At 60.5% G+C, this 24,646-nt stretch carries 13 protein-coding genes, 1 rRNA gene and 1 pseudogene; 11 read left to right on the top strand and 4 right to left on the bottom strand.

The window, feature by feature from the left end; genetic code table 11:
• Together J5M66_RS27090 and J5M66_RS25230 are read left to right on the top strand one after the other, a co-directional pair.
• Window positions 1–6,076 (top strand): annotated as a pseudogene (locus J5M66_RS27090) (LapA family giant adhesin); the annotation flags it as partial.
• Between the two features lie 149 nt (window positions 6,077–6,225).
• Window positions 6,226–6,564: a hypothetical protein gene (locus J5M66_RS25230; protein WP_016772279.1), complete on the top strand. Its 339-nt coding sequence runs from the start codon at window positions 6,226–6,228 to the stop codon at window positions 6,562–6,564.
• Between the two features lie 190 nt (window positions 6,565–6,754).
• Here the strand turns inward: J5M66_RS25230 and lapD are convergent, their stop codons facing one another.
• Entirely contained in the window at window positions 6,755–8,707 is a 1,953-nt protein-coding gene (gene lapD / locus J5M66_RS25225) for a cyclic di-GMP receptor LapD (protein WP_071174001.1), read from the bottom strand.
• A 14-nt stretch (window positions 8,708–8,721) separates the two neighbouring features.
• A complete protein-coding gene (lapG, locus tag J5M66_RS25220) occupies window positions 8,722–9,414 on the bottom strand; it encodes a cysteine protease LapG (protein WP_024011112.1) in 693 nt (230 codons plus the stop codon).
• 196 nt (window positions 9,415–9,610) lie between these two features.
• On the opposite strand from lapG, the gene J5M66_RS25215 reads away from it, so the two are divergent.
• The 5 genes from J5M66_RS25215 to J5M66_RS25195 all read left to right on the top strand — a co-directional run bounded on the left by J5M66_RS25215 (window position 9,611) and on the right by J5M66_RS25195 (window position 16,615).
• Window positions 9,611–10,321, top strand: a complete 711-nt coding sequence (locus J5M66_RS25215) for a GntR family transcriptional regulator (RefSeq protein ID WP_016772282.1) — start codon at window positions 9,611–9,613, stop codon at window positions 10,319–10,321.
• A gap of 698 nt (window positions 10,322–11,019) precedes the next feature.
• Window positions 11,020–11,796 carry a DUF3050 domain-containing protein gene (locus tag J5M66_RS25210; protein ID WP_207808079.1) on the top strand — a complete coding sequence of 259 codons (777 nt, stop codon included), beginning with the start codon at window positions 11,020–11,022 and terminating at the stop codon, window positions 11,794–11,796.
• On the top strand, window positions 11,793–12,722 hold the full coding sequence (locus tag J5M66_RS25205; protein WP_207808080.1) for a diiron oxygenase: 930 nt from the start codon (window positions 11,793–11,795) through the stop codon (window positions 12,720–12,722). Before J5M66_RS25210 ends, J5M66_RS25205 begins: the two co-directional genes overlap by 4 nt.
• Before the next feature lie 10 nt (window positions 12,723–12,732).
• Window positions 12,733–16,125: a non-ribosomal peptide synthetase gene (locus tag J5M66_RS25200; RefSeq protein WP_207808081.1), complete on the top strand. Its 3,393-nt coding sequence runs from the start codon at window positions 12,733–12,735 to the stop codon at window positions 16,123–16,125.
• A gap of 22 nt (window positions 16,126–16,147) precedes the next feature.
• Window positions 16,148–16,615, top strand: coding sequence for an SRPBCC family protein (locus J5M66_RS25195; RefSeq protein WP_123444134.1), 468 nt, complete (start codon window positions 16,148–16,150; stop codon window positions 16,613–16,615).
• A gap of 126 nt (window positions 16,616–16,741) precedes the next feature.
• Here J5M66_RS25195 and J5M66_RS25190 read toward each other — a convergent pair whose 3' ends face one another.
• Window positions 16,742–18,622 (bottom strand): methyl-accepting chemotaxis protein, encoded by a 1,881-nt coding sequence (locus tag J5M66_RS25190; RefSeq protein ID WP_041479722.1) that lies wholly within the window; start codon window positions 18,620–18,622, stop codon window positions 16,742–16,744.
• Between the two features lie 312 nt (window positions 18,623–18,934).
• Between J5M66_RS25190 and J5M66_RS25185 the strand changes: the two genes are divergently transcribed.
• The 4 genes from J5M66_RS25185 (at window position 18,935) to J5M66_RS25170 (ending at window position 24,278) form a co-directional block, all read left to right on the top strand.
• Window positions 18,935–19,435, top strand: a complete 501-nt coding sequence (locus J5M66_RS25185) for a sigma-70 family RNA polymerase sigma factor (RefSeq protein ID WP_207808082.1) — start codon at window positions 18,935–18,937, stop codon at window positions 19,433–19,435.
• Entirely contained in the window at window positions 19,435–20,436 is a 1,002-nt protein-coding gene (locus tag J5M66_RS25180) for a FecR family protein (RefSeq protein WP_207808083.1), read from the top strand. Before J5M66_RS25185 ends, J5M66_RS25180 begins: the two co-directional genes overlap by 1 nt.
• Before the next feature lie 86 nt (window positions 20,437–20,522).
• On the top strand, window positions 20,523–23,024 hold the full coding sequence (locus tag J5M66_RS25175; RefSeq protein ID WP_207808084.1) for a TonB-dependent siderophore receptor: 2,502 nt from the start codon (window positions 20,523–20,525) through the stop codon (window positions 23,022–23,024).
• 75 nt (window positions 23,025–23,099) lie between these two features.
• The gene (locus J5M66_RS25170; protein WP_123444139.1) at window positions 23,100–24,278 is read left to right on the top strand and encodes a PepSY domain-containing protein; all 1,179 of its coding nucleotides are present in this window, start codon (window positions 23,100–23,102) and stop codon (window positions 24,276–24,278) included.
• A gap of 66 nt (window positions 24,279–24,344) precedes the next feature.
• Here J5M66_RS25170 and rrf read toward each other — a convergent pair.
• Window positions 24,345–24,460 (bottom strand): 5S ribosomal RNA (rrf, locus tag J5M66_RS25165).
• Between the last annotated feature and the right edge of the window lie 186 nt (window positions 24,461–24,646).

The following is a 24,646-nucleotide window of genomic DNA, read 5'->3' as shown; positions in this document are numbered from 1 at the left end:
CGGCACCGTGACTTACACCGCCACCGTCGGCGCACCAGTGACTGGCTCCCCTGTCGTCGTGACTCTGGCTAACGGCCAGACCATCACCATCGGTGTCGGTCAGACTACTGGCACCGCAACCGCTGTTGCTGCGAACGATGCGTTGGCCGGTAATGCGCCGATCACCAATTCGATCACTGGCGTAACTGGCGGCAATTTCGAAGATCTGGTTGCAGATAAAACTCCGGTTTCGACTTCTGTCACCGACGTTGCCGACACTACAAATCTGTCCTTGAGCGCCAGCAATTCGGTGGCGGAAGGTGGCCAGATCACTTACACCGCGACATTGACCAATGCTGCTGGCTCACCAGTAACCGTGACCCTGTCGAATGGCGCCGTGATCACCATCAAGGCTGGCGAAACCACTGGCACCGCGACCGTTCCGGCACCGTCCGATGACGTCTACAAAGACGCCGGTTCCGTCCAGGCGACGATCACCAGTGCCACCGGTGGTAACTTCGAAAATCTCGTGCCGAGCACCACTCCAGCGATCACTCAGGTCACTGACACCATCGATACTTCGACCGTCAAACTGACGGCTGATACGTCGGTGGCTGAAGGCGGCACCGTGACTTACACCGCCACCGTCGGTGCGCCAGTTACTGGCTCGCCTGTGGTCGTGACACTGGCCAACGGCCAGACCATCACCATCGGCGTCGGCCAGACTACCGGCACTACAACCGCTGTTGCTTCGAACGATGCACTGAACGGCCACGCTCCGATCACCAACTCGATCACTGGCGTAACCGGTGGCAACTTCGAAAATCTCGTCGCCGACAAGACTCCGGTCAGCACCACCGTGACCGACACCGTCGACACCACCAATCTGTCACTGAGCGCAACCGGCTCCGTGGCCGAAGGTGGCCAGATCACCTACACCGCGACACTGACCAACGCCGCTGGCTCGCCTGTGACCGTCACCCTGTCGAACGGCGCCGTGATCACCATCAAGGCTGGCGAAACAACCGGCACTGCAACCGTTGCGGCACCGTCCGATGACGTCTACAAAGATGCCGGCTCGGTGCAGGCGACGATCACCAAAGCCACCGGCGGCAACTTCGAGAACCTGGTACCGAGCACTGCTCCAGCCGTGACGACTGTCACCGACACCATCGACACGTCGACCGTCAAATTGACCGCCGATACTTCGGTAGCCGAAGGCGGCACCGTAACTTACACCGCCACCGTCGGCGCTCCGGTTACCGGCTCACCAGTTGTGGTAACTCTGGCCAACGGTCAGACCATCACCATCGGCGTCGGTCAGACTACCGGCACTGCAACCGCTGTTGCTTCGAACGATGCACTGACCGGCCACGCTCCGATCACCAACTCGATCACTAACGTAACCGGCGGTAACTTCGAAAACCTCGTTGCCGACAAGACCCCGGTCAGTACCACCGTGACCGACACCGTCGACACCACCAATCTGTCACTGAGCGCAACCGGCTCCGTGGCCGAAGGTGGCCAGATCACCTACACCGCGACACTGACCAACGCCGCTGGCTCGCCTGTGACCGTCACCCTGTCGAACGGCGCCGTGATCACCATCAAGGCTGGCGAAACAACCGGCACTGCAACCGTTGCGGCACCCTCCGACGACGTCTACAAAGATGCAGGTTCCGTGCAAGCCACGATCAAAACCGCGACCGGTGGTAACTTCGAAAACCTGGTACCGAGCACCGCGCCAGCAGTGACCAGCGTCACCGACACCGTCGACACCACCACCGTAAAACTGAGCGCAACCGCCACAGCGGCAGAAGGCGGCAACGTCGTCTACACCGCAACCGTCGGCGCCCCCGTCACCGGTTCGCCAGTTGTCGTGACGTTGGCCAACGGCCAGAACATCACCATCGCCGTCGGCCAGACCACCGGCACCGTAACCGCCGTCGCACCGAACGATGCGCTGACCGGCAACGCTCCGCTGACCAACTCGATCACCAACGTCAGCGGCGGCAACTTCGAAAATCTCGTCGCCGACAAGACCCCGGTCAGCACCACCGTGACCGACACCGTCGACACCACCAACCTGTCCCTCAGCGCCAGTAACTCGGTGGCAGAAGGTGGCCAGATTACGTACACCGCGACATTGACCAACGCCGCAGGCTCGCCAGTGACCGTGACCCTGTCGAACGGTGCCGTGATCACCATCAAAGCGGGCGAAACCACCGGCACGGTGAACGTTCCAGCGCCAGCTGACGACGTCTACAGAGACGCCGGCACCGTGCAGGCGACCATCAGCAGCGCCACCGGTGGCAACTTCGAAAAACTGGTACCGAGCACCACGCCAGCGGTGACCAGCGTCACCGACACCGTCGACACCACCACCGTCAGCATCACTGGCAGCAGCTCGGTGACCGAAGGCCAGACCGCCAGCTACACCGTCAGCCTCAATCACCCGGCGCAGACCGAAGTGACCCTGAAAATCGTCTACAGCGGCACTGCTGCCGACGGTTCGGACTTCACCGGTGTGTACACCGTGAAGATCCCGGCGGGCGCCAGCAGCGCGCAGTTCAACGTCGCCACCCTCGATGACAAGATCACCGAAGGCACCGAGAACTTCGTGGTCAAGATCGATTCGGCTACCGGCGGCAACTTCGAGAACCTCGCGGTCAGCAGCACCAATGGCAGCGTCAGCACCTCGATCATCGACAACGATGCACCACCGGTGCTCGATCTGGACGCCAACAACTCCAGCGGTGCGACCGGTGCCGATTACAAGGTGACGTTCACCGAGAACACCCCGGGCGCCGGCGTGTCGATCGCTGACACCGACCTCAGCATCACCGACCCGGACAGCACCATGCTGACCGGTGCCACCGTGGTGCTGACCAACCGTCAGGACGGCGATGCGCTGAATCTGGGCAACAGCGTCAACGGCATCACCATCAATGCCAACAGCACCAACGGCACGGTGACCCTGACCCTCTCGGGTAACGCGACCCTGGCCGACTACATGCAGGCCATCAAGAACATCAGCTTCACCAACAGCAGCGAAAACCCGAGCACCGTGCCGCGCATCATCACCGTGACGGTGACCGATGTCGGCAACTACTCGAACACTGCGACCACCACGGTCAACGTGGTGGCGGTCAACGATGCACCGGTCGCTGCGCCGAGCGATGTCACCGGCACCGAAGATACGCCGCTGGTACTCGGCTGGTCGACCTTTGGCGTCACCGATGTCGACAGCCCGGCGAGCAGCCTCGGTATCAAGATCACGCAGCTGCCGGGCGAGGGCAAACTGCAGTATCTGGACGGCTCGACCTGGAAGGATGTGGCCAACAACCAGACCTTCAGCAAGGCCGACATCGACGCCGGCAAGCTGCGCTTCCTGCCGGATGCCAACGAGTCGGGCACCAACGGTTACGGCGGCACCGGTCTGGGCAACAAGCAGGCGGACTACGCGCAGATCAAGTTCCAGCCTACCGATGGCCAGGCGCTGGGCAGCACCGGCACAGTGAAGATCGACATCACGCCAGTGGCGGATGCGCCGACCCTAGCCGTGGCTGACAACAGCGTTAAATCCACCGGCCTCATCAAGGAAGTCTGGACCGGTCTGTCGGGCCTGGGCACTGACGGCAGCGGAGCGAACTCGACCACCCTGAAAAACGTCATCGACGCCGCCGGCAAACCGAACTCCAGCGGCAACGTCACCAACGTGCAGTCTGACGGCAGTGTCGCCGCCGGTACGGCGTCGAAGACCTCGGGCCTGATCTACCTGGAAGCCGGCAAAACCTACAGCTTCAGCGGCGTGGCCGATGACAGCCTGCTGATTACCATCGGCGGCAAGAGTGTGGCTTCCGGTACCTGGGGCGCGGGCGGTGCGATCAATGGTTCGTTTACCCCGACTACCAGCGGTTACTACACCCTCGACATCTACCACCACAACCAGAGCGGCCCGGGCAGCTACGACGTCAACCTGTCGGTCAACGGCGGCACGCCGATCGACCTCAGCAATGCCGGCGTGCCGATCTACACCGGTGTGCAGGACCTGATCAACTCGGGCGTGACCGTCTCCGATCTGCACGGCACCAACGGCGAAGGTTATTACGACGGCTACAAGCTCAACACCGGCGCTGAAGGCACCACGGTGAAACTGTCGGCGATCAGCACCGCGCTGACCGACACCGACGGCTCGGAAACCCTGACTGTGAAGATCAGCGGTGCACCGGTCGGTTCGGTGCTCAGCGATGGCGCGGGTCATACCTTCACCGTTACCGCGAGCAATGGCGAAGCCAACGTCACCGGCTGGAACCTCGGCTCTCTGACCGTGACCCCGCCAACCTACTACAACGGCCAGTTCAACCTGACCGTGACTTCGACGTCCACCGAACAGGTCGGCGGCTCGGCAAGCAGCACCGCGACCATTCCGGTCACAGTGGTGCCGGCGGTGTACAACGCGGTCACCGCCACCTCGGGTGACGACACCGTCACCGGCACCGACGCCAACGACATCATCGTCGCTGACATCGGCGGCCTGACCGTGGTCCCGGGCACCAACTACAACATTGCGTTCATGGTCGACAGCTCCGGCAGTATGAGCAGTTCGTCGCTGAACGCCGCGAAGGACTCGCTGACTTCGGTGTTCAACAGCCTCAAGCAAAGCCTGGGCGGCAGCAACTCGGGCACGGTGAACATCTTCCTGGTGGACTTCGATACCCAGGTCAACAAGTCGGTGTCGGTGAACCTCAACGACCCGAACGCTCTGGCGCAACTCAAAGCCGTACTGGACTCGATGGGCTCCGGCGGCGGCACCAACTACGAGGACGTGTTCAAGACCACGGCCAACTGGTTCCAGAGCGCCGACGCTGTGGCCAACACCGGGGCGAAGAACCTCACCTACTTCATCACCGACGGCCAGCCGACCTACTACCAGAGCGGTGAGCAAACCAACCCGACGCTTTATGGCAACGTGAAGCTCGATGACGTGGTGAAAACCAGCAACTACAAGCCGGGCGACACCTTCAGCACCTACATCGACAACACCCATGCGTTGACGATCAACAGTGCCGGCACCGTGACTCTGCAGACCTACAGCTCATGGTGGGGCTGGAGCAGCAGCAATCTGGGCACCATCCATGCGCAGGGCGACGGCACTTACGAGTTGTCGAACCTGGCAGGTACCGGTAACAGCACCAACTCGTCGACGACCAGCAACTCGACCAGCGGCTTTGCATTGTTGAGCGGGTTGTCGAGCGTCGAAGCCATTGGTCTGAACAACGACGTCAGCCTCAACGATCTCAAGCCGTACGACTCGGACAAAACGCCGCAAACCAACATCGATCCGAAGGACCTGGCCAACTCGATAATCGGCCATACCGAAGCGACGATGCCGGGTAACGACACCGTCAACGGTGGCGAAGGCAACGACATCCTGTTCGGCGATCTGGTCAGCTTCAACGGCATTGCCGGCGAGGGTTACCAGGCGATGCAGGCGTTCGTCGCCAAGGAAACCGGCGTCGATGTCAGCAAAGTCAGCACCAGTAATGTGCACCAGTACATCACCGAGCACTATCAGGCGTTTGATGTATCCGGCGCGCACGATGGCAACGACACGCTGCTCGGTGGCGCAGGCAATGACATCCTGTTCGGCTCGGGCGGCACCGACCTGCTCGACGGCGGCAAAGGCAATGACATCCTGCTCGGCGGCACCGGCAACGACACGCTGATCGGCGGTCAGGGCAACGACATCCTCATCGGCGGTTCCGGTGGCGACACCTTCGTCTGGAAATCGGGCGACACCGGTAACGACGTGATCAAGGATTTCAAAGCCAGCGAAGGCGACCGCATCGACCTGCGCGACCTGTTGCAGGGCGAGACCGGCAGCACGATCGACAACTTCCTGAAGATCACCACGGTGGATGGCACGTCGTCGCTGCAAGTCAGCTCGGCGGGCAAATTCAACTCGGGCGATGCCGCTGCGGCCACGCCGGACGTGACGATCAAACTGGAAGGCAACAACTGGGCGAGCGCCAACCTGCACAACCTGATTGCCGGCAGCGACCCGACCATCAAGGTCGATCACAACAACAGCTGAGGCTGAAACAACGACGGCCGCCTCCTGTGGGGCGGCCGTCGCGTTTGCGGGCAATGCAGCGGTGACGATTTGTTCGTCGCCCCGCATACTGGCGCGCAGTTGGCTATGCTGCTGACAGCATGACGCTGTTCATTTGTGAGGGATGCTTAATGTTTTACGTGCAACGCGATGCGCAGGGCCAGTTGATTCGCGTGGAAGCTGCGGCGTACGCCGAGGCCACGGAAACGCTGCCCGCCGATAACCATGAAATTCAGGCGTGGTACGCCAACGAAGCCGTGGAAAACAGCCTCAAACAGCTCAAGCAGAGCGACTTTGAAATGATTCGGGTACTCGACGACCTGATTCAGGTGCTGACCCAGAAAGGCGTGATCCGCGTCACTGACCTGCCGGCGGCGGCCCAGGCCAAACTGATGGACCGCACCCAGGCACGTGAAGCGCTGGGCGGGTTGAGCCAGTTGATCGATGAGGATGAGGGCGGGTTGATCTGATCCTAGATCTTCACCAACTGGACTGGCCCTTTCGCGAGCAGGCTCGCTCCCACAATGATCGTTCCCACGCTCCGCGTGGGAATGCATCAAGGGACGCTCCGCGTTCCGACCGCAACTCAGTTATCACGGCCCGTCACCGTTGTGACGCAGAGCATCACGGGCTGCATTCCCACGCAGAGCGTGGGAACGATCAGTTCAGGCCCCAGGGCTTCGGTTCACCGAGCAACTGCCCCTGCACGCCATACAAGCCCATCTCGCGAATCACCGACAACTCCCCTTCAGTCTCGACCCGTTCGGCAATCAGCGGCAGATCGATGCTGTGCGCCGCGCGCTGAATCGCTTCGATGAACAGACGCTTGTCGCTCTCCTGATCGATCGCGCGGATGTAGCTGCCATCGATCTTCAAGTACGCCAGACCCAAGCGCGCCAGGTTGCCGATCATGCTGAAGCGCCCGCCGAAGCGCTGCAGGCTCAGCGAGAAACCGAGCTCGCGCAGGCGTCGGGTCAACTGCTCCAGCACCGCTTGTTCAGGCAGTTGCTCCTCGCCGATCTCCAGAGTCAGGCGTGCGCCGAGATTGGAATGCGCGCGCAGAATCTCGAAGACTTTGTTCAGCGCCTGCGGGTCGGCCAGCGTTGCCGAGGACAGGTTCAGCGCCAGCGAATCCTCGTGCCCCTTCATCTGCTCGAGCACGCGTTCGAGCATCAGCCGATCGAGCCGCGCGGTCCAGCCGAAGCGCTCCAGCCACGGCAGAAAGCGCCCGGCGGGAATGGTCTGACCCTGCTCGTCGAGCAAGCGCGACAGCACCTTGTAATGCAGCACCAGTTGCGTGTCCTGCGCAGCGACCACGGGCTGGAAGTACAGCTCGAAACGCTGCTGACTCAAGGCCTGATCCAGCAGTCGATGCCAAGCGTGATGGTCGTCACCGACCTCCGCCACCAGACTCTGATCGATGCACGCCCAATTCTGCTCGCCCTGCCCTTCGGCCTGTGCGAGCGCCTGATCGCCCAGTGTCAGCACCGCTTGCGGGGAGTCACCGTGAGCGAACGGCGCCAGCCCGATCGAAGCCACTGCCGGCACGTCGGTCGCGCCGGTGGCATGCAGGCTGCTCAAGGCATTGTCGAGATTCTGCGCCAGCTGCAACGCTTCCTCGCGCACCAGCCCCGGCGCCAGCACGGCGAATTCACCGCCGCGAATACGCGTGACCAAGTCCTGAGTTTGTGGATATCTGGCGCACTCGCGGGTCAGTTGCTCGCCGACGGCCTTGAGCAACTGGTCGGTACGCTGGCCGCCGAGACGCTGGTTGAGACCGGCCAGGTCCTTGACCCGCAACAGCAGCAGATAACCCGAACTGGCCTGCTCCGGGTTGCTCACGCGGTTGTTCAGTTGCATCTCGAAATAGCGGCGGTTGGCCAGGCCGGTGAGGTTGTCCTGATAGGACTCGGTACGCAGTTTTTCACTGCGCTCGGCCTGCTCCTGGAACAGCGTCTTGAGCTTCTCGACCATCTGATTCATTGCCTGCACCACGCGACGCAACTCAGGCGTGCGTGGCAGATCCGGCAGGCTGAGAAACTCGCGGCGGGCAATCGCATGGGACTGCTGGACCATGTAATCGAGGGGTTTCAACTGCCGACGCAGCAACAGCGCGCCGAGCACCGCACTCAATGCGCCGCAGATCAGCAACCAGCCAAGACTGCCCAGTGCGCTCTGCCACAGCTTGGCCACGGCGAACATCGGATGGCTGACCACCTCGACCCGCGCCGCCTGCTCCCAGCCACGGCTGACCAGCGCATCGCCACCCGCCGGTTCGAGGCCGATCAGTCTGACGAACCAGTCCGGCACATTGCTCACCGCCGGGGTACCGCTGCGCTCGACAATGGTCTGCTCGGTCTTCACGTCGACCACGCGGATGCTCGCGTAATAACCGCTGTCGAAAATCGAACTGACCAGCAGCTCGACCATCGCCGGGTCGTCGATATTCGGCGTCAGCGACAACGCCAGCGCCGTCGCCGCGTCCTGTGCGTGAGAGCGCAACTGATTGACGTACTGGGTGCGCGAGCTCTCCAGGCTGACCATGAAGCTGCCGGTGAAGGCCACGACCAGGAACAGACAGATAGCGATCAACAGCTGTTTGAACAAAGACATCTGAGCGCGTGCTCCTAGTTAGTCGTCTCGACCGGAAAACCTTCGGCCTGCATTTTTTTCAGCACATCCTGCCAGCGCGACAGGCGTTTGGTGTCGCCGACCTTTTTATTGCCCTTGGCGCCGGGCAGATACAGACCTTCGGCATTGAAAGAGTAGACCGGCAGCAAATCGGTCCGCTGCGACGCCGGCTGGATCGGATCGATCAGGCTGTCGAGCACCAGCGGCATGGCATCGGGGGTCGCATAGTACGTCAACACCATGTGCGCGCGGTTCTGCCGCAGCGCCTTGACGTAGGTGATGCGCAGCTTGTCACTGGAAACGCCGAGATGGCGCAGGCTGAAATACTTGGCGATGGCGTAGTCTTCGCAGTCGCCGGCGCCCTTCCACAGCGCTTCGATCGGGGTTTCCCAGTAATCCACTTCGCGCCACAGATCGATGTCTTCGACGTAACGCACCTGCTTGTTGAAGAACAGGTTCACCACCTTGAGCTTGTCCATCTCACTGACCTGCTTCTGCGTGGCCAGCAGATTCTGCCAGGCATCGATGCGCTGCTGCCCCGCGCCCAGTGGCCCATAAAGAGCCGTGGCCTTGCGGCTGATCGCGGAAAAATCCCAATCGGCGTGCAGACCGCCCAGCATGACGCCGGCCAGCAGCAATGCGCAGCCAAGCCAGCGCAAGGTCCGAGGGATCGCGAAACGTACCGCCACTGCAGGTTTCCAGAAGGACAGAAAGGAAGCGTTTGATGGTGAAGCTTAGCCCGGCAAAAAACAATGGCACCGTGAGATCATCGAAGACGCGCTAGACTTGAGATTGCCGCGCAACGTTTTACAAGGTTTGACAACCTGTAGAGCAATCACTAGTGTCATTTGGATCCAAATATTGCGACCTACAGGGTGTGTTGTCGTGACTCAGAAGCCCAAACCGCTGCACAGCATCAAAGTCGAAGGACCGATTCCTGCGCATCTGGCCCGGTCGGTGATTGAAGAAACCCTGCGCTCGGCCATTCTCGATGGCCGCCTGCCCTGTGGCACTGCGCTGCGCCAGCAGGATCTGGCCGATCTGTTCGGGGTCAGCCGCATGCCGGTGCGCGAAGCTTTGCGCCAGCTCGAAGCGCAGGAGCTGCTCAGCGTCACCACGCACAAAGGCGCCGTGGTCGCCCCGCTGATCCAGGGCGATGCTGCTGAAACCTACGAGTTGCGCATTCTGCTCGAATCCGAGGCATTGCGGCAGTCCATTCCGCTGCTGACTGAGGCCGAGCATCAACTCGCCGCTGGCTACATCGATGAACTGGAAGCGCAGCACGACTACAACGAAATCGGCCGCCTCAACCGTCTCTTTCACATGGCCCTGTACAGCAAGGCGCCCAACCAGCGACTGCTGCGCCTTGTGGAGGACGGCCTGAACGAAGAAGAACGTTTTCTGCGGTTCAATCTGGAAGCGATGGGCTTGGGCAAGCTGTCCCAGGATGACCACCGCGCCATGCTTCAGGCCGTGATCGAGCGGGACATACCGCGCTCGCTCGCAATGCTGGAGCAGCACCTCAACCGTGGCGTTGAGGTTATCACCCGCTACCTGGCGACTCCCGCCGCACAGAAGCGTCACACCGCACGCTGATATCTCGTACGTCGAATAATCCCCTTACAAATCTTCGCGACCGCTCTGCTGCCGGCTCTGGCAGCGGATCGGCGTGCCCGCTGGTGCCCGCCCCGGCCCTGCCGACGCATTTCTGCTGCCCGCCGATGACCAATCGGTAATAGCCGTGACGGCAATTTACCCGCACTCTTCCAGCGCCACCCCTACAGAACGGGGACGCGCCGCCCTGACGGCACAGTCCCCGCAACAGGAACCTACGGAAGGAGCCTTGTCACGGGAAACAGGAAGTCATGGCGCCGGTCCCGGCCAACTTTCGCCCCCTTTGAATTCATAAATTTCCCTTGTTTAAAAGTTGCTTCGAGTGAGGCATTCACTCTTGTTATCGATTTTGGCCGTTATTAGCCGAAAGGAGTAACTACGCCCTAATAAAACTTGATCTGAAAGTTTTATCGGTAACTCTTATATTCAAAAAACAGCCAACTTAAAATAATTGAAAATAAACTTGTTAAATGCATTTGCCCTGTATTAGTTTTTCTCTCGCCAGGTTTGAACGTCGCCGTTCAGCGCGGCATACCTCACGCACCAACCGCAGCACCCGTGGCGCCGCAACGGCGCCACAGCGCAATCAATATTTGCCCGACCAACTTGCTATCCAACTTGCTCGACCGCTTACAGCAACTGAAAAGAACCGTGCACTTCAATCAATGATAAAGGACATCATGATGCCCACTAAGCAGCAACTCGCCCTGAAGAAAGCCGAACTGAGTATTCACCCGATCTTTTCCGAGATTACTTCGTTATCGGTATTACGCCGTTTCATGGAAACCCATGTATTTGCCGTATGGGACTTCATGTCGCTGACCAAGCGCCTGCAACAGGAACTGACCTGCACGCGTTTACCCTGGTTGCCGCCGCGCGATCCCCACGCGGCTCGGTTGATCAACGAGATCGTGCTGGGCGAGGAATCGGACGATCGCCTCGATGCCGGCCACTGCAGCCACTTCGAGTTGTACCTGGATGCGATGCGCGAAGTCGGCGCGAGCACCACGGCGGTAGAGCGCTTTGTCGCCCTGCAGCAGGAAGGCGTGAGTTATGACGTCGCGTTGCAGAGCGTCGACGTCGACCCGGCGGCCGCGCAGTTTGTCCGCGATACCTTGCGCATTGCCCTGGAGGCGCCGAGACACAGTGTCGCTGCCGCGTTCCTGCATGGTCGCGAGAGCGTCATTCCAACGATGTTCCAGCGCATCCTCGATGACTGGGGCATCGGCATCGAACAGGCACCGACCTTTCGCTACTACCTGCAACGGCATATCGAAGTCGATTCCGAAGATCACGGCCCGGCCGCCGAGCAGTTGCTGGAGCGTCTGGTGGACGGCGATCCGCAGCGCGCAGCCGAGGTTTACGCCAGCGCCATCGCCGCCGTGGAAAGCCGCATCGCCTTGTGGGACGGGCTGCGCCTGAGCATGGGCGTGGAAGTTGCCGAGGTGGCCCAATGAACGCTGCCGACTATCAATCCTTCGCCGAGGCCTGGGAAAGCCGCGCGACCATCCGCACCCGTCCACGGCGGCTGCTGGAAGACGATCAGCGCCTGATCTACCCGCTCAGCCGCCAGCCGCTGGTGCTCAGCGAAACCTTCCTGCGTGAATGCCCGCAACAACGTGATTTTGCCCTGGTGCAGACGTTGTACAAATTCATCAACGACGTAGTGATTTTCGAGACTGAAATCGTCGACAAGACCGCCCGCAGCATTGCCAAGAATCGCTTTGCCGTGGCGTTCCCGTTCGCCTGTCGCTACGACGCGATGACCGTGGTGGTCGATGAGGATTACCACGCGCTGGTGGCCATGGACTTCATGCAGCAAACGGTCGCGCTGACCGGTATCGAGCCGATTCAATTGCCCGATGAAATCGAGCTGAGCCGGGCGATTCCCGCCGCTGTTGCGCTGGCGCCGGACCACCTGCGCAGCGCGGTGGAACTGATCTGCGTGGCGATCGCCGAAAACACCGTGACCGGTGATGTCGCCGCGTTCGCCCGCGACGATTCGGTCAAGCCGTCGATCAAGGGCCTGATGGCCGACCACTTGCTCGACGAAGGTCGCCACTCGAGTTTCTGGGCGCGGATGGTGCGCATCTATTGGCACACCGCCAGCGACACGGACCGCGAAACCATCGCGCAGATTCTGCCGGTGTTCATCGGCCATTACCTGACCAACGACATCCAGAAGTCCTTCGATTTGCGCCTGATCGATGCGCTGCCGGTCAGCGAAACCACCCGACAGTCATTGCGTGAGGAGATCGCGGGACTGCCCTTCCCGATCAATCGCCACCACCCGTTGGTGGGCAACATCGTCAGGTTTTTCCACAACAGCTCGCTGCTCGACACACCGTGCGTGCAGCACGCCCTGCGCGACTATCTGGTTTGAGGAGGCCGACATGAAACGTCTCGACATTTTGCTCACCGGCGCCGGCCAGGCCATGACCGATCTGGCCCGGGAGCTCGAACAGCATGGCCATGCTGTGACCCGCAGCGGCGCCACTCAAGCGGCGGTGGATCTGATCATCGACGATGGCTTTATCGCTGCCGGCGACTTCTGCGCCATCCCGCATCTGCACCTGCGCCTGGGTATCGCCGCGCAAGAGCATGGCGGCCTGCCGACCCTCGACTTGCTGTGCTTTCTCGGCTCGTCGCTGATCAGCCGTGTGCCGATCGGCGATGAGCCGTCCGGCAACGGTCAGTCGCTACGCCAACGAGCGCTCGCCCATGTGGTCGACGAAGTGGCGTTGCTGGTCAGCCGCTTTTCCCGCGATGCCGATTATTTGAGGCATGCCCCGGTCCTCAAAGCGCCGGATTTCGAACGCCTGGAAGATCTGCTGTTTCTCGACAAACTGGCGTATGTCCACCGTCTCAACGACACGGCAAATCCGGCGCTGCTGGAGCAGGCGCAAATCCCGCTGATCGAGCGTCTGCAACGAAGCCTGATCGAGCATGCCGAACGACCGGCGCTGCACCTCGGCGGACAGTCCATCAGCTACCGCCAATTGCACGCCCACAGCCGGGCGATCCAGCAGCGGTTGCTGCCCTTGCTCGAGCAACATCCGCAGCCGTGGGTGGTCGCTGTCTGCCAAGGCAAAAGCCCGGCACTGTTCGCCTCGATTCTGGCGATTCTCGGCAGCGGCGCGGTGTACTTGCCGCTGGAGCCGAGCCATCCTTTGCAGCGCCAGCAATACATCCTGAAAAACGCCGGCGCGGTGCTGTTGCTTCACGATGGACAGCAGGCGCTCAGCGAGTCGATAGCGGGGCTGGATGTCAGTGGCATCGAAGCGCCGAACGCCGATCTCGACCGGCCGCTGATGCAGCACCGCCCGGAACTTGATGCACCGTGCATGGCGCTCTACACCTCGGGTACCACCGGGCATCCGAAAGGCGTGCTGCTCAGCCAGGCCAATCTCGCCCATTTCACCGCGTGGTACGCCGACTACGTGCAGCTGCACGCCGAGAGTCGGGTGTTGCAGTTCTCTTCGCTGAGCTTCGATTCTTCGCTGATCGACATCTTCCCCAGCCTGCTCGCAGGGGCGGAACTGGTCGTGCCCGACGACACCCAGCGCCGCGATCCTTTGCAGCTGATTGCGCTGATTCGCCGGCGGCAACTGACCCACGCCTTCCTGCCACCGGCGCTGTTGAGCATCCTGCCGCTGGAACAACTGGAGGGCGTTCAGGTGATGACCGGCGGTGATGTCTGCGAGCCGTACGTCATCGAGCAACTGACCCGTCAAGGCACCCTGCACAACCTGTATGGCCCGACCGAAGCCACCGTGCTGATCACCGCGCGCCAGCTCAAACCGGGCGACAGCAACCGCACGCTGGGAGGGCCGATCGCCAACAGTCGGGTGCTGATTCTCGACGACGATCTGCAACCGGTGCCCGATCAAACCGTCGGTGAGCTGTTCATCGTCGGCCCCGGTGTCTGCCTCGGTTACCTGAACAATCCGCAGCAGACCGCCGAGCGTTATCTGAGCCTGTCACTGCCCGGCGGCGAAACCCTGCGCGCCTACCGCAGCGGCGACATGGCCAAGTGGGGCGAGCACGGTATCGAGCTGTGCGGGCGGCGCGACAATCAGGTGAAAATCCGTGGCTTCCGCGTCGAGCCGGAAGAGATCGAGCGCTGCCTGCGCGAGAGCCGCTTGTATCGGCAGATTGCCGTGGTCATCGACAATCAGCGGCGGATTCTGGCGTTCCTCGCCCAGCCACAGACCGAGACTGCCCGGTACGAACTGAAAGCCCACGCCCGGCAGTTTCTGCCGGACTACATGCAACCGGGAGCGTGGACCGAACTGGCGCAGATGCCATTCGCCAGTAACGGCAAAGTCGATCGCAAGGCGCTGTTGGCATTGCCGGTGACGGTGCAGGACAGCGCTGCGAAATGCCTGCCGGCCAATGCTGACGAAGCGCTGCTTCTTGAGGTCTGGGCCGAACTGCTGGAACTGCCGACCAGCGACATTTCCACTGACGAAAGCTTCTTCAATCTCGGCGGTCATTCGATTCTGCTGTCGCGGATGTTGCTGCGCTTGCGTGAGGAATTCGGCCGAAGCATTTCGATCAATCGCTTCATCGAACTGCCCACGATCAGCAAACTGGCGACGCTGGTGCGCGGCACCGATGACAGCGCCGTGCTCAGCGCCCAAGCCATGGCCGACGCCGAGCGCGCGCTGGATATCGAACCGCTGCCGATCAGCCGCATGGGCGATGTGCACAAGGTCATCGTCACCGGTGCCAACAGTTTTGTCGGCGTGCACATCGTCGAAGCGCTGCTCGGTTGGGGCGCCAGCGAAGTGGCCTGTCTGGTGCGCGACGGCGCCGGGCAAACGGCGGAGCAACGCTTCGCTCAGGCATTGCGCGAAAACCGTCTGGAGCACCTCGATCTCAGCCGTGTGCGGGTCTATCCAGCGGACATCAGTCGTCCGCAACTGGGCCTGGGCGATGAGGATTATCAGCGCCTGGACCGCGAGTTCGGCGCACTGGTGCACAACGCCGCCAACGTCAACCACGTACTCGATTACGAGTCGCTGGCGGCGGATAACGTCGAGCCGATATTTGCCCTGCTGAAGCTGTGTGAAGGGCAGCGCAAAAAGGTTTTCAACTTCGTCTCGACCCTGTCGGCATCCAGCACCGTGGATGATGCCGGTCGAGTGCTGGAACTGCCCGCCGCCGCGACGCCGCCGATCTACATTCGCAACGGCTACAACCTGTCGAAATGGGTCGGCGAACGCATCCTCGAACGGGCGCGCGAGCGCGGTGTGCGGGTCAATCTTTATCGCCCTGGCAACATCAGCTTCAACAGCCTCAGCGGCGTTTGCCAGCCGCACAAAAACCGTTTGATGCTGATGCTCAAAGGCTCGATCCAGCTCGGTCAGGTGCCGGCCTTTGCGCTGAATTTCGACCTGATGCCGGTGGACTTTCTCGCCCGCTTCATCGCCTTCCATGCCAGCCGTTATTCAGCGCAACGCGCGGTGTTCAATCTGCACAACCCCGAGCCGCTGAGCTGGGATGCCTACGTCGCGTCGTTCCGCGAAACCGGCAGCGAGTTTGCGCTGGTCAGCGTCGCCGATTGGCAACAGCAACTGAACCGGGTCGACGCCGACAACGCGCTGTTCGGCGTGCTCGGTTTCTACCTCAATGGTTTCGAAGAAGACATCGGCGACATCTCGCTGATCGGCCACGCCAACGCCGAGGCCGGCGTGCAGCAGATGGGCGCGCACTACCCACAGAAATCCCCGGCGCTGCTGCGTCGCGGCTGCGACTACCTGAAAGAAATCAACTTCATCTGACTCATCCACAAGGAGCAACACCATGAGCAATCTGCAACCCGACACCCTGATCAAAAACCCGCAAGGCTGCCACGTTGTGTCGTCGGTGGAAGTGCCGGGGGACGCGGCACAAGTCTGGGCGATCGTTGGCGATTTCGCTGGCTTCGAACGATTCATTCCAGCGCTGTCGCACACCGAAATGACCGGCGAAGGCGTGTCTTCGCTGCGCAAGAAAGTCTTCAAGGACGGCAACGTCGTGGTCGAACAACTCAACTCGCGCGATGAACAGGCGCGGCGCATGACCTGGACGACGATCTACAACACGTTGGGGGTGGCGAATCTGTGGGCGGCGATGCAAGTGGAATCGCTGAGCGCAGGGAAGTCGCGAGCGACCTGGACGATCATTGCCGAACCGGCTGCGGGTGGGGATGAAGCATTGCCGGGGTTCAGGGATTTCGTGCAGGGGTTTGCCGATGATGCGATGGGCAATGTGCTGAAGCTGTTCGTTTAAGGCATCGGTTTGGCGGTGATTGAACCGCCGCTTTCGCGAGCAGGCTCGCTCCCACATTTGGAATGCATTTCCCTGTGGGAGCGAGCCTGCTCGCGAAGAACGATAACGCGGTCTGCGATCTGTGAATCAGATCTTGAAACTGTCGACCAACTGCTTCAACCGGTTCGCCTGCTGCGACAACGCATCACAATCCTTCAACGTTTCGTTGAGGTTGGCCACGCTCTGCTGGTTCAACAGGTTGATCTGGTTGACGTCGACGTTCAGCGTTTCCACCACCGCCGTCTGCTCTTCAGTCGCCGCTGCAACCGATTGGTTCATGCCGTCGATTTCGCCGATGCGCTGGGTCACGCTGACCAGGCGCAGACCGGCCTGATTCGCCACTTCCACGCTCTGCTCGCTGGACGCCTGGCTGGCGTTCATGGTGCTCACCGCTTCGCGCGAGCCGACCTGCAGCGAGGTGATCATCTTGTGGATCTCTTCCGCCGATTCCTGGGTGCGATGCGCAAGGTTACGCACCTCATCGGCGACCACGGCGAAGCCGCGCCCGGCTTCACCGGCACGCGCGGCCTCGATGGCAGCGTTGAGCGCCAGCAGGTTGGTCTGCTGCGAGATGCCTTTGATCACATCGAGAATGTGGCCAATGTTGTCGGTGCTCGCGTTCAGGGTTTCGATCTGCGTGCACGACAGGCTGATCTTCTGCGACAGCTCGGTCATCGCCTGAATGGTTTGCTCGACCACCTGACGACCATCATCGGCCTGCTCGGAAGCGCCACTGGCGTGTTGCGAAGCATCCGCCGCGTTGCGCGCGATCTCTTGAGTGGCCGCGCCCAGCTGATTGATCGCTGCCGCGACGCTGTTGGTGCGCGCACTTTGCTCGTCGGAACCGACGATCGAAGCGTTGGACGAAGCCATCACCCGTTGCGACAGGTCATGTACGTGACGGGTCGCCGACGACACTTCGGAAATCGATGCGTGAATCCGTTCAACGAACTGGTTGAACGCGCTGCCCAGTTCACCGAACTCGTCTTTGCTCTCGACCACCAGACGCCGGGTCAGATCGCCCTCGCCCTGGGCGATGTCTTTCATCGCGCGGCCCATGGTGGTCAGCGGACGCATCAACACATTGATCAACAGGCTCAACAGCAACGCAATCGCCGCGACTGCGACAAACATGGCGATCAACGCCGAGGTGCGGAATTGGCTGAGTGCAGCGTAGGCCTTGTCGCGATCGATCGACAGACCGATGTACCACTGCGCATTCGGCAGATCGCTGACCGGGGTGAACGAGAGAATGCGTTCCTGGCCGTTGAGCACCACGTTCTGGTTGCCCTTCTCGATGCGCACGCTGGTGTTCGGGTAGATGTCCTTGAGGTTTTTCATTACCTGATCTTTGTCCGGGCTGACGATCACCTGACCGTCGGCACTGACCAGAAACGCATGGCCGAGGCCACCGAAGTCCACCGAGTTGATGATCTTCACCAGGGTTTCCAGGCTCAGGTCACCACCGACCACACCGAGCAATTCACCGTCCTTTTTCACCGGCATGGCGATGGTCACCACCAGGCCACCGACGGCCGCCATGTACGGCGGGGTCAGCATGGTTTTATCGGCGGCCACGGCCTGCTTGTACCAAGGCCGCTGACGCGGATCGTAACCGTCCGGCATCTTCGCATCGGGGCGCTGGGTGAAGACACCGTTGGCCTGCCCGACATAAGTGAACTGGAAGTTCGACGTAAAGGCCGGTTGATCGACAAGACCGGGGAGGTCGGCATTCCTGCCTTGATGGGCAACGTTCTGCGCAAGGTTTTCCAGCACCAGAATCCGCCCGCTCATCCAGTTCTGCACGCTGCTGGCGGTGAGGTCACCGGCCTGTTGCACGGAGGACTGCAGGTTCTGGCGAATGGTGTTTCGCTGCAGATAATCGTTGTAGAGGGTGAACAACGCGAACGCCAGGACCACGACGCCCGAAGCGGCCAGGAGGATTTTATGGCTGAACTTGAGATTCATTTCATGGGACTTCTTATGCCAAAAGTGGGGGTGCGTTTCCGGATGCAACATTCCATGTACGGCGCAGGCAGCGTTCTTCTGGCCGCTCTACTTTGGTGCACGCATTTCTCACCAGTCTGTCGGCCAGCGGCGGAGAAATCTTAGGGGCGCGTGAGAAATGGACGGGGTTTGTGCAGGATTCCCGCCGAACGGCGTGGCAGAGCGGCTGCGAGGGAATTTTTCGCATCGACATGGGGGCGACAGTTGCAAAATCTGTAACCCTTGATGACAATGCGACTAATTATCATTTGTGACGTTCGGGCTGGCGTGGTCATGTCTTCTCCTGAGTTGGTCGTACAGGCGCTTTACAGTAGTTATCACGGCTGGCTCAACGCTTGGCTGCGCGCGCGCCTGGGCAACGCAGCGGATGCAGCGGATCTGGCTCAGGACACTTTCCTGCGTCTGCTGCAACGTACCGAACGCCTCGAACTGAAAGCGCCCCGAGCTTTCTTGCGAACCATCGCGCGCGGTCTGGTGATCGATCATTGGCGCCGCGAGGAAATCGAGCGGGCCTATCTGGAGACCATTGCTCACTTGCCTGAAGGCGAAGTACCTGACGCCGAATCGCGCGCGTTGGTGCTGGAACTGCTGGAAAGCATTGCGCGCATGCTCGAAGGACTTAAGCCGAAAGTGCGTCAGGCATTTCTCCTGGCGCAGTGCGAAGGTTTGACTCACAAACAGATCGCCGAGCAGTTGGGCGTATCGGTACGTTCTGTGGAACGCTACGTCGCCGATGCGCTGTATCACTGCTATGTGTTGCGGTATGAAAACTGATGCCTGTGGATAACCTCTCACTCGCTCGCCGCGTCGAACCGCGCCAACACGTGGTCAAGCAAGCGATTCACTGGCTGCTGCGGCTGCGCAACAACCACGGCAATTCGCGGCTGACTCGCCAATGCGAGCAGTGGCGCGCCGAGCATCACGAACATGAAATCGCCTGGCAGCGGGTGCAGTCGCTGCAAGCCGAATTGAGCTCCAGTCTGCGCGCCGTGCCGGGTGCGCAGGTCGCTTTCAACACCTTGGAAAACAGTGCGCAGGGGCTGGGCCGACGCCAGGCCTTGAAGTTGTTGTCGGGCGCGCTGTTGATGGGCTCCGCCGCGTGGCTGGCCAAGGACAGCGCCGCCTGGCAGCAATGGAGTGCCGACTACGCGACGGCGACCGGCGAACGGCGCGGTTTCCAGTTGCCCGACGGCACGCGCATCGAACTCAACACCGCCAGCGCCGTAGATCTGGATTACACCGCGCAGCAGCGCCTGATCAAACTGACCCGTGGCGAGATCATCGTTACCTGCGGCGGCTCTGACGAGGGCGCGGCGACCGATCGACCGCTGCGCATACAGAATCGCCACGGCACTTATGCGCCGTTCGATGCGCGTTTCATTTTGCGTCAGGAAGAACAGTGCACGCGGCTCAGCGTTACCCGTGGCCGGGTGTTGGTTCGCGCTGGCGGTCATTCCCTCGAAGCACTCGCCGGGCAGAGTTTTCTGGTCGATCAAAGCGGTTTGCGCGCAGCGCCGACGCCGGATATGGATGCGGGCGCCTGGCTCGACGGTTTGATTGTCACGCGCAATATGCGCCTGGGTGACTTCCTCGCTGAAGTCGGCCGTTATCGCCCGGGTTATCTCCATTGTTCGGCGGATATCGCAGACCTGCGCCTTTCTGGGGTGTTCCGTCTGGAGGACACCGACAGGCTGCTGGCGGTCCTGCCGCAGACGCTGCCGGTGCAATTGCGTTATCGCACCCGCTGGTGGGTGACCCTGGAACGTGCGGTGTGATTATTTTTGGCGGGTTTTCGCAGGCAATCCGGCTTAGTCAGTAAGCACTTCAACTCAGCCCCCGCGACTGCCTACGGAAATCCACAATGACTGTCCGCGCCATTTGTAAGAACCCTCTGAATTTCACTGCAGAATCGACACTACTGCGCTATGCGGTTCGCGCGGCACTGCTGACCACCGCGCTGGGCGTCAGCGTGTTACCGAGCCTGAGTCTGGCCGCCTACACCGGCACCGAGATCAGCCACCGCTACAACATTGCTGCCGGGCCATTGGGCGAGGCGTTGAATCAGTTTGCCCGGCAGGCCGGCATCACCTTGGCGATGACACCGCAACAGACTCAAGGTCAGCAATCTCCCGGCGTGCAGGGTGAATATTCGACCGACCAGGCCTTGAGCCATTTGCTCGGCGGCTCAGGGCTGGAAGCCGTCAGCCAGGACGGCAGCAGTTACATTCTGCGCCCGCTGGCTGAAAGCGAAGCACTGGCCTTGCCGACCACCGACATCAAAGGTTTCGCCCTCGGCAACGCGCTGGGCAGCATGGCCGGCTACAACGCCACGCACAGCCAGATCGCCACCAAGACCAGTACCGCCCTGCTGGAAACTTCGCAAAGCGTGTCCGTGGTCACACGCGAGCAAATGGATGACCAAGGCTCTCAGACCGTCTCGCAAGCGATGCGCTACACCCCGGGTGTGCTGACCAACCCGTATGGCGCTACGCACCGTTACGACTACGTGGCGATGCGTGGTTTCAACGACGGCTCGGTGGACAACATCTACCTCGACGGCCTCAAGTCGATGGGCGACAGTGGCACTTACAGCACCATGCAGGTCGATCCGTATTTCCTTGAACGCGTGGATATTCTCAAAGGCCCGTCATCGGTGCTGTACGGCCGTAGCTCGCCCGGCGGTCTGGTCGCGCTGACCAGCAAAAAGCCGTTGTATGAGGCCTACCATCAGGTGCAGGCGACAGTGGGGACGCAAGGCCAGCGTGGGGTTGGGTTTGACTTCAGTGGTCCGGTCGATGACGACAAGCGCATTGCCTATCGTCTGACCGGATTGAGCGATCAGTCCGACACGCAATTCGATCACAACAAGGAAAAACGCTTCGCCCTTGCGCCGACGCTGAGCATCGATTTCAGCGAAGACACCTCGTTGACCCTGCAGGCCTATCTGCAACACGATCCGGACGGTGGTTACCACGGCGGCGTTCCGGCGGACGGCACGATCCATCAGCGCAATGGCGAGCGCATCTCGCCGCGCTTCTTCGAGGGCGAACCGGGGATCGACGGCTACTCTCGTGACCAGCAATCGTTCGGCTATCAGTTCGAACATCGCTTCAACGATGTCTTCACCGCCCGGCAGAACTTCCGCTATCTCGATTCCAAAGTGAACATGGATCAGGTCTACGCCTATGGCTGGACCACCCCGACCAGCAATGAACTGAACCGTTATTACACCGGCGGTGATGAGCGCCTGCATGCGTTCATCGTCGACAACATGCTGCAGGCCGAATTCTTCACCGGCGCGACCAAGCACACAGTCCTGATGGGCGCGGATTATCAACGGCGCAAAACCGTGGTCGACTGGACCAGCGGTGGCCTCGCGCCGATCAATGCGTTCAATCCGGTGTACGGCAACTCGGCGATCGAGATGTACGGCGACACCAGCTATCTGCGTCGTCTGGAGCAGACCGGTGTGTATCTGCAAGACCTGATCGAGATGGACAAGTGGCGCTTCTCGCTGGGCCTGCGTCAGGACTGGGTCGAGACATCCGATGAAAACCGCATCGCCGAAGCGGGGCGGCCGGTGGGTACAGAGATCAATGATCGGCGCACGAAACTCACTGGGCGTGCCGGCGCTTTATACCTGTTTGATAACGGTCTGGCGCCATACATCAGCTACTCCGAGTCGTTTAACCCGAACTCCTATGCCGACAGCGCCGGTAATCCACTGGCCCCCACCGATGGCACGCAGTGGGAAGTCGGCTTGAAGTATCAGCCGCCGGGCACCGACAACCTGTTCACCGCCTCGCTGTTCCGCATCGACCAGGAAAACCTCGCGACCAAACTGCCGCAGGAGAACTTCTACCGCGCAGTCGGCGCCGTACGCTCGCAAGGTCTGGAGCTGGAAGCGCACATGCAACTGACCGATAACTTGAAAGTACTCGGTAGTTACACCTTCACTGATATCGAATATTCCAAATCGATGATCAGCACCTTGAGCACGCCGACCGATGTCATCGAGAACAAGGGCAACTCACCGACTCAGGCGCCGCGACACATGGCCTCGCTGTGGGCTGACTACAAGTTCGACAGCGCCGCACTTGATGGGCTGCGCCTGGGTGGTGGGGTGCGCTATGTCGGCTACAGCTGGGTCGATGCCGAGAACACAATGAAGGTGCCGTCTTACACGCTGTTCGACGCCTCGATTGGTTATGACCTGGGCAAGGTCGGCTTGACAGGTGTGGATGTCCGGCTCAACGCGAACAACCTGACCAATGAATCCTATGTCGCGTCCTGCGCCAGCCTGAACTTCTGCTACATGGGCGAAGAACGCAACGTAGCGGCGACCGTCAGCTATCAGTTCTAAAGCTATGTCCTGTGCATAAAAAAGCCAGCTCCTGCTATCAGGGGCTGGCTTTGTCGTTTCTTCGGGGTGTTTTGTATGCGTGCGTTTCTGGTTTTGTTGCATCGGTACATTGGCTTGGCCACTGCGACGTTTTTATTGTTGGCCGGGCTGACCGGCAGTGTGCTGGCGTTTAATCACGAACTGGATGAGTGGCTGAATCCGCAGTTCTACGAGGCGACCTCAGTGGGTGAGCGCTTGTCGCCGGGCGCGTTGGTAGATGCAGTGCAGACTGCACATCCGAAACTGCAAGTCTGGTACATGGAGTATCCCCATGAGACGGGGCATACGGCGCTACTGGCGGCCGTTCCGCGTAAGGATCCGGCGACGGGCCAGCCGTTTGATGAGCCCAATCAGGTGTTCTATCTGGACCCGGTCAGCTCGGAGCAAAAAGGCGCGCGCTACTGGGGTGAATGCTGTTTTCAGCGGGAGAACTTCATCCCGTTCATTCTGGAGTTTCACTACAACCTGACATTACCGGGTAACTGGGGATTGCTGTTAATGGGTGGGGTGGCCATCGCGTGGGTGATCGACTGCTTTGTCGCATTGTGGCTGACCTTGCCGCGTGGCAAGCCCTTCTGGAAGAAGTGGGCGACTGCGTGGAAGGTCAAAGGCGGGCATGCCTACCGCTTGAACTTCGACCTGCATCGCGCCGGAGGATTGTGGCTGTGGCTGCTGCTGTTACCGATCGCCGTCAGTAGCGTGGCGATGAACTTGCCCAGCCAAGTGTTCAAGCCTGCGGTTTCGTTGTTTTCGCCCATCGAGCCGAGCGTTTATGAAGCCAGAGGACGAATGCCCGCCAATCAACTGGGTACGACACAGTTGAGTTATCAACAGGCGTACCAAAGGGCATTGCAGGAAGGGAAACGATTAGGACTGACGGCGGCAATCGGCGAGTTGTATTACAGCTTTGAGTACAACTTCTACGGCGCAGGATTTGGACAGCACGATACGGACGCCCATGGAAAATCCTGGTTGTTCTTTCACGGTACAGATGGCCGATTATTGGGACAGGAGATCGCGGGACAGGGCACGCTTGGAGAGCAGTTCTATCGACTTCAGTTGCCCATACATGGAGGACGGATCATCGGGGTGACAGGGCAGGTAATGATCGCGGTACTGGGTGTGTTGATTGCGGGGTTGTCAGGGACGGGCGTCTATATTTGGTGGCGCAAGTGGCAGGCAAGACGCAGCAGCAAGAGTCGCAGAACGGCCTGATCTTTCGTACACGCTTAAATGACAAAACCCCTGTCTGCGTTAGCAGACAGGGGTTTCGGAATTCAATCTTGACGATGACCTACTCTCACATGGGGAAACCCCACACTACCATCGGCGATACATCGTTTCACTGCTGAGTTCGGGATGGGATCAGGTGGTTCCAATGTTCTATGGTCGTCAAGAAATTCTTTATCTGGCCCGTCAACACGGTAACAAGCCAGCAAAAACAGGAACTTCTACTAAAACAAAACCCCAACTGCTTTCGCAATTGGGGTTTCGGAATTTAATCTTGACGATGACCTACTCTCACATGGGGAAACCCCACACTACCATCGGCGATGCATCGTTTCACTGCTGAGTTCGGGATG

This window comes from Pseudomonas sp. 67(2021) (assembly GCF_017491835.1).
In the GTDB taxonomy this organism is placed as follows: domain Bacteria; phylum Pseudomonadota; class Gammaproteobacteria; order Pseudomonadales; family Pseudomonadaceae; genus Aquipseudomonas; species Aquipseudomonas atacamensis.
Note: the sequence above shows the minus strand (reverse complement) of the source record. Positions and strands in the feature narration are given on the sequence as shown.

What these genes read in the sequence shown, in the direction of transcription:
- J5M66_RS25180 (WP_207808083.1), top strand. Translation starts at nt 19,435, where the DNA reads ATGCCTGTGGATAACCTCTCACTCGCTCGCCGCGTCGAACCGCGCCAA.
- J5M66_RS25190 (WP_041479722.1), bottom strand. Translation starts at nt 18,622, where the DNA reads ATGAATCTCAAGTTCAGCCATAAAATCCTCCTGGCCGCTTCGGGCGTC.
- J5M66_RS25205 (WP_207808080.1), top strand. Translation starts at nt 11,793, where the DNA reads ATGAACGCTGCCGACTATCAATCCTTCGCCGAGGCCTGGGAAAGCCGC.
- J5M66_RS25195 (WP_123444134.1), top strand. Translation starts at nt 16,148, where the DNA reads ATGAGCAATCTGCAACCCGACACCCTGATCAAAAACCCGCAAGGCTGC.
- J5M66_RS25210 (WP_207808079.1), top strand. Translation starts at nt 11,020, where the DNA reads ATGATGCCCACTAAGCAGCAACTCGCCCTGAAGAAAGCCGAACTGAGT.
- J5M66_RS25170 (WP_123444139.1), top strand. Translation starts at nt 23,100, where the DNA reads ATGCGTGCGTTTCTGGTTTTGTTGCATCGGTACATTGGCTTGGCCACT.
- J5M66_RS25200 (WP_207808081.1), top strand. Translation starts at nt 12,733, where the DNA reads ATGAAACGTCTCGACATTTTGCTCACCGGCGCCGGCCAGGCCATGACC.
- J5M66_RS25185 (WP_207808082.1), top strand. Translation starts at nt 18,935, where the DNA reads ATGTCTTCTCCTGAGTTGGTCGTACAGGCGCTTTACAGTAGTTATCAC.
- J5M66_RS25230 (WP_016772279.1), top strand. Translation starts at nt 6,226, where the DNA reads ATGTTTTACGTGCAACGCGATGCGCAGGGCCAGTTGATTCGCGTGGAA.
- J5M66_RS25175 (WP_207808084.1), top strand. Translation starts at nt 20,523, where the DNA reads ATGACTGTCCGCGCCATTTGTAAGAACCCTCTGAATTTCACTGCAGAA.
- lapD (WP_071174001.1), bottom strand. Translation starts at nt 8,707, where the DNA reads ATGTCTTTGTTCAAACAGCTGTTGATCGCTATCTGTCTGTTCCTGGTC.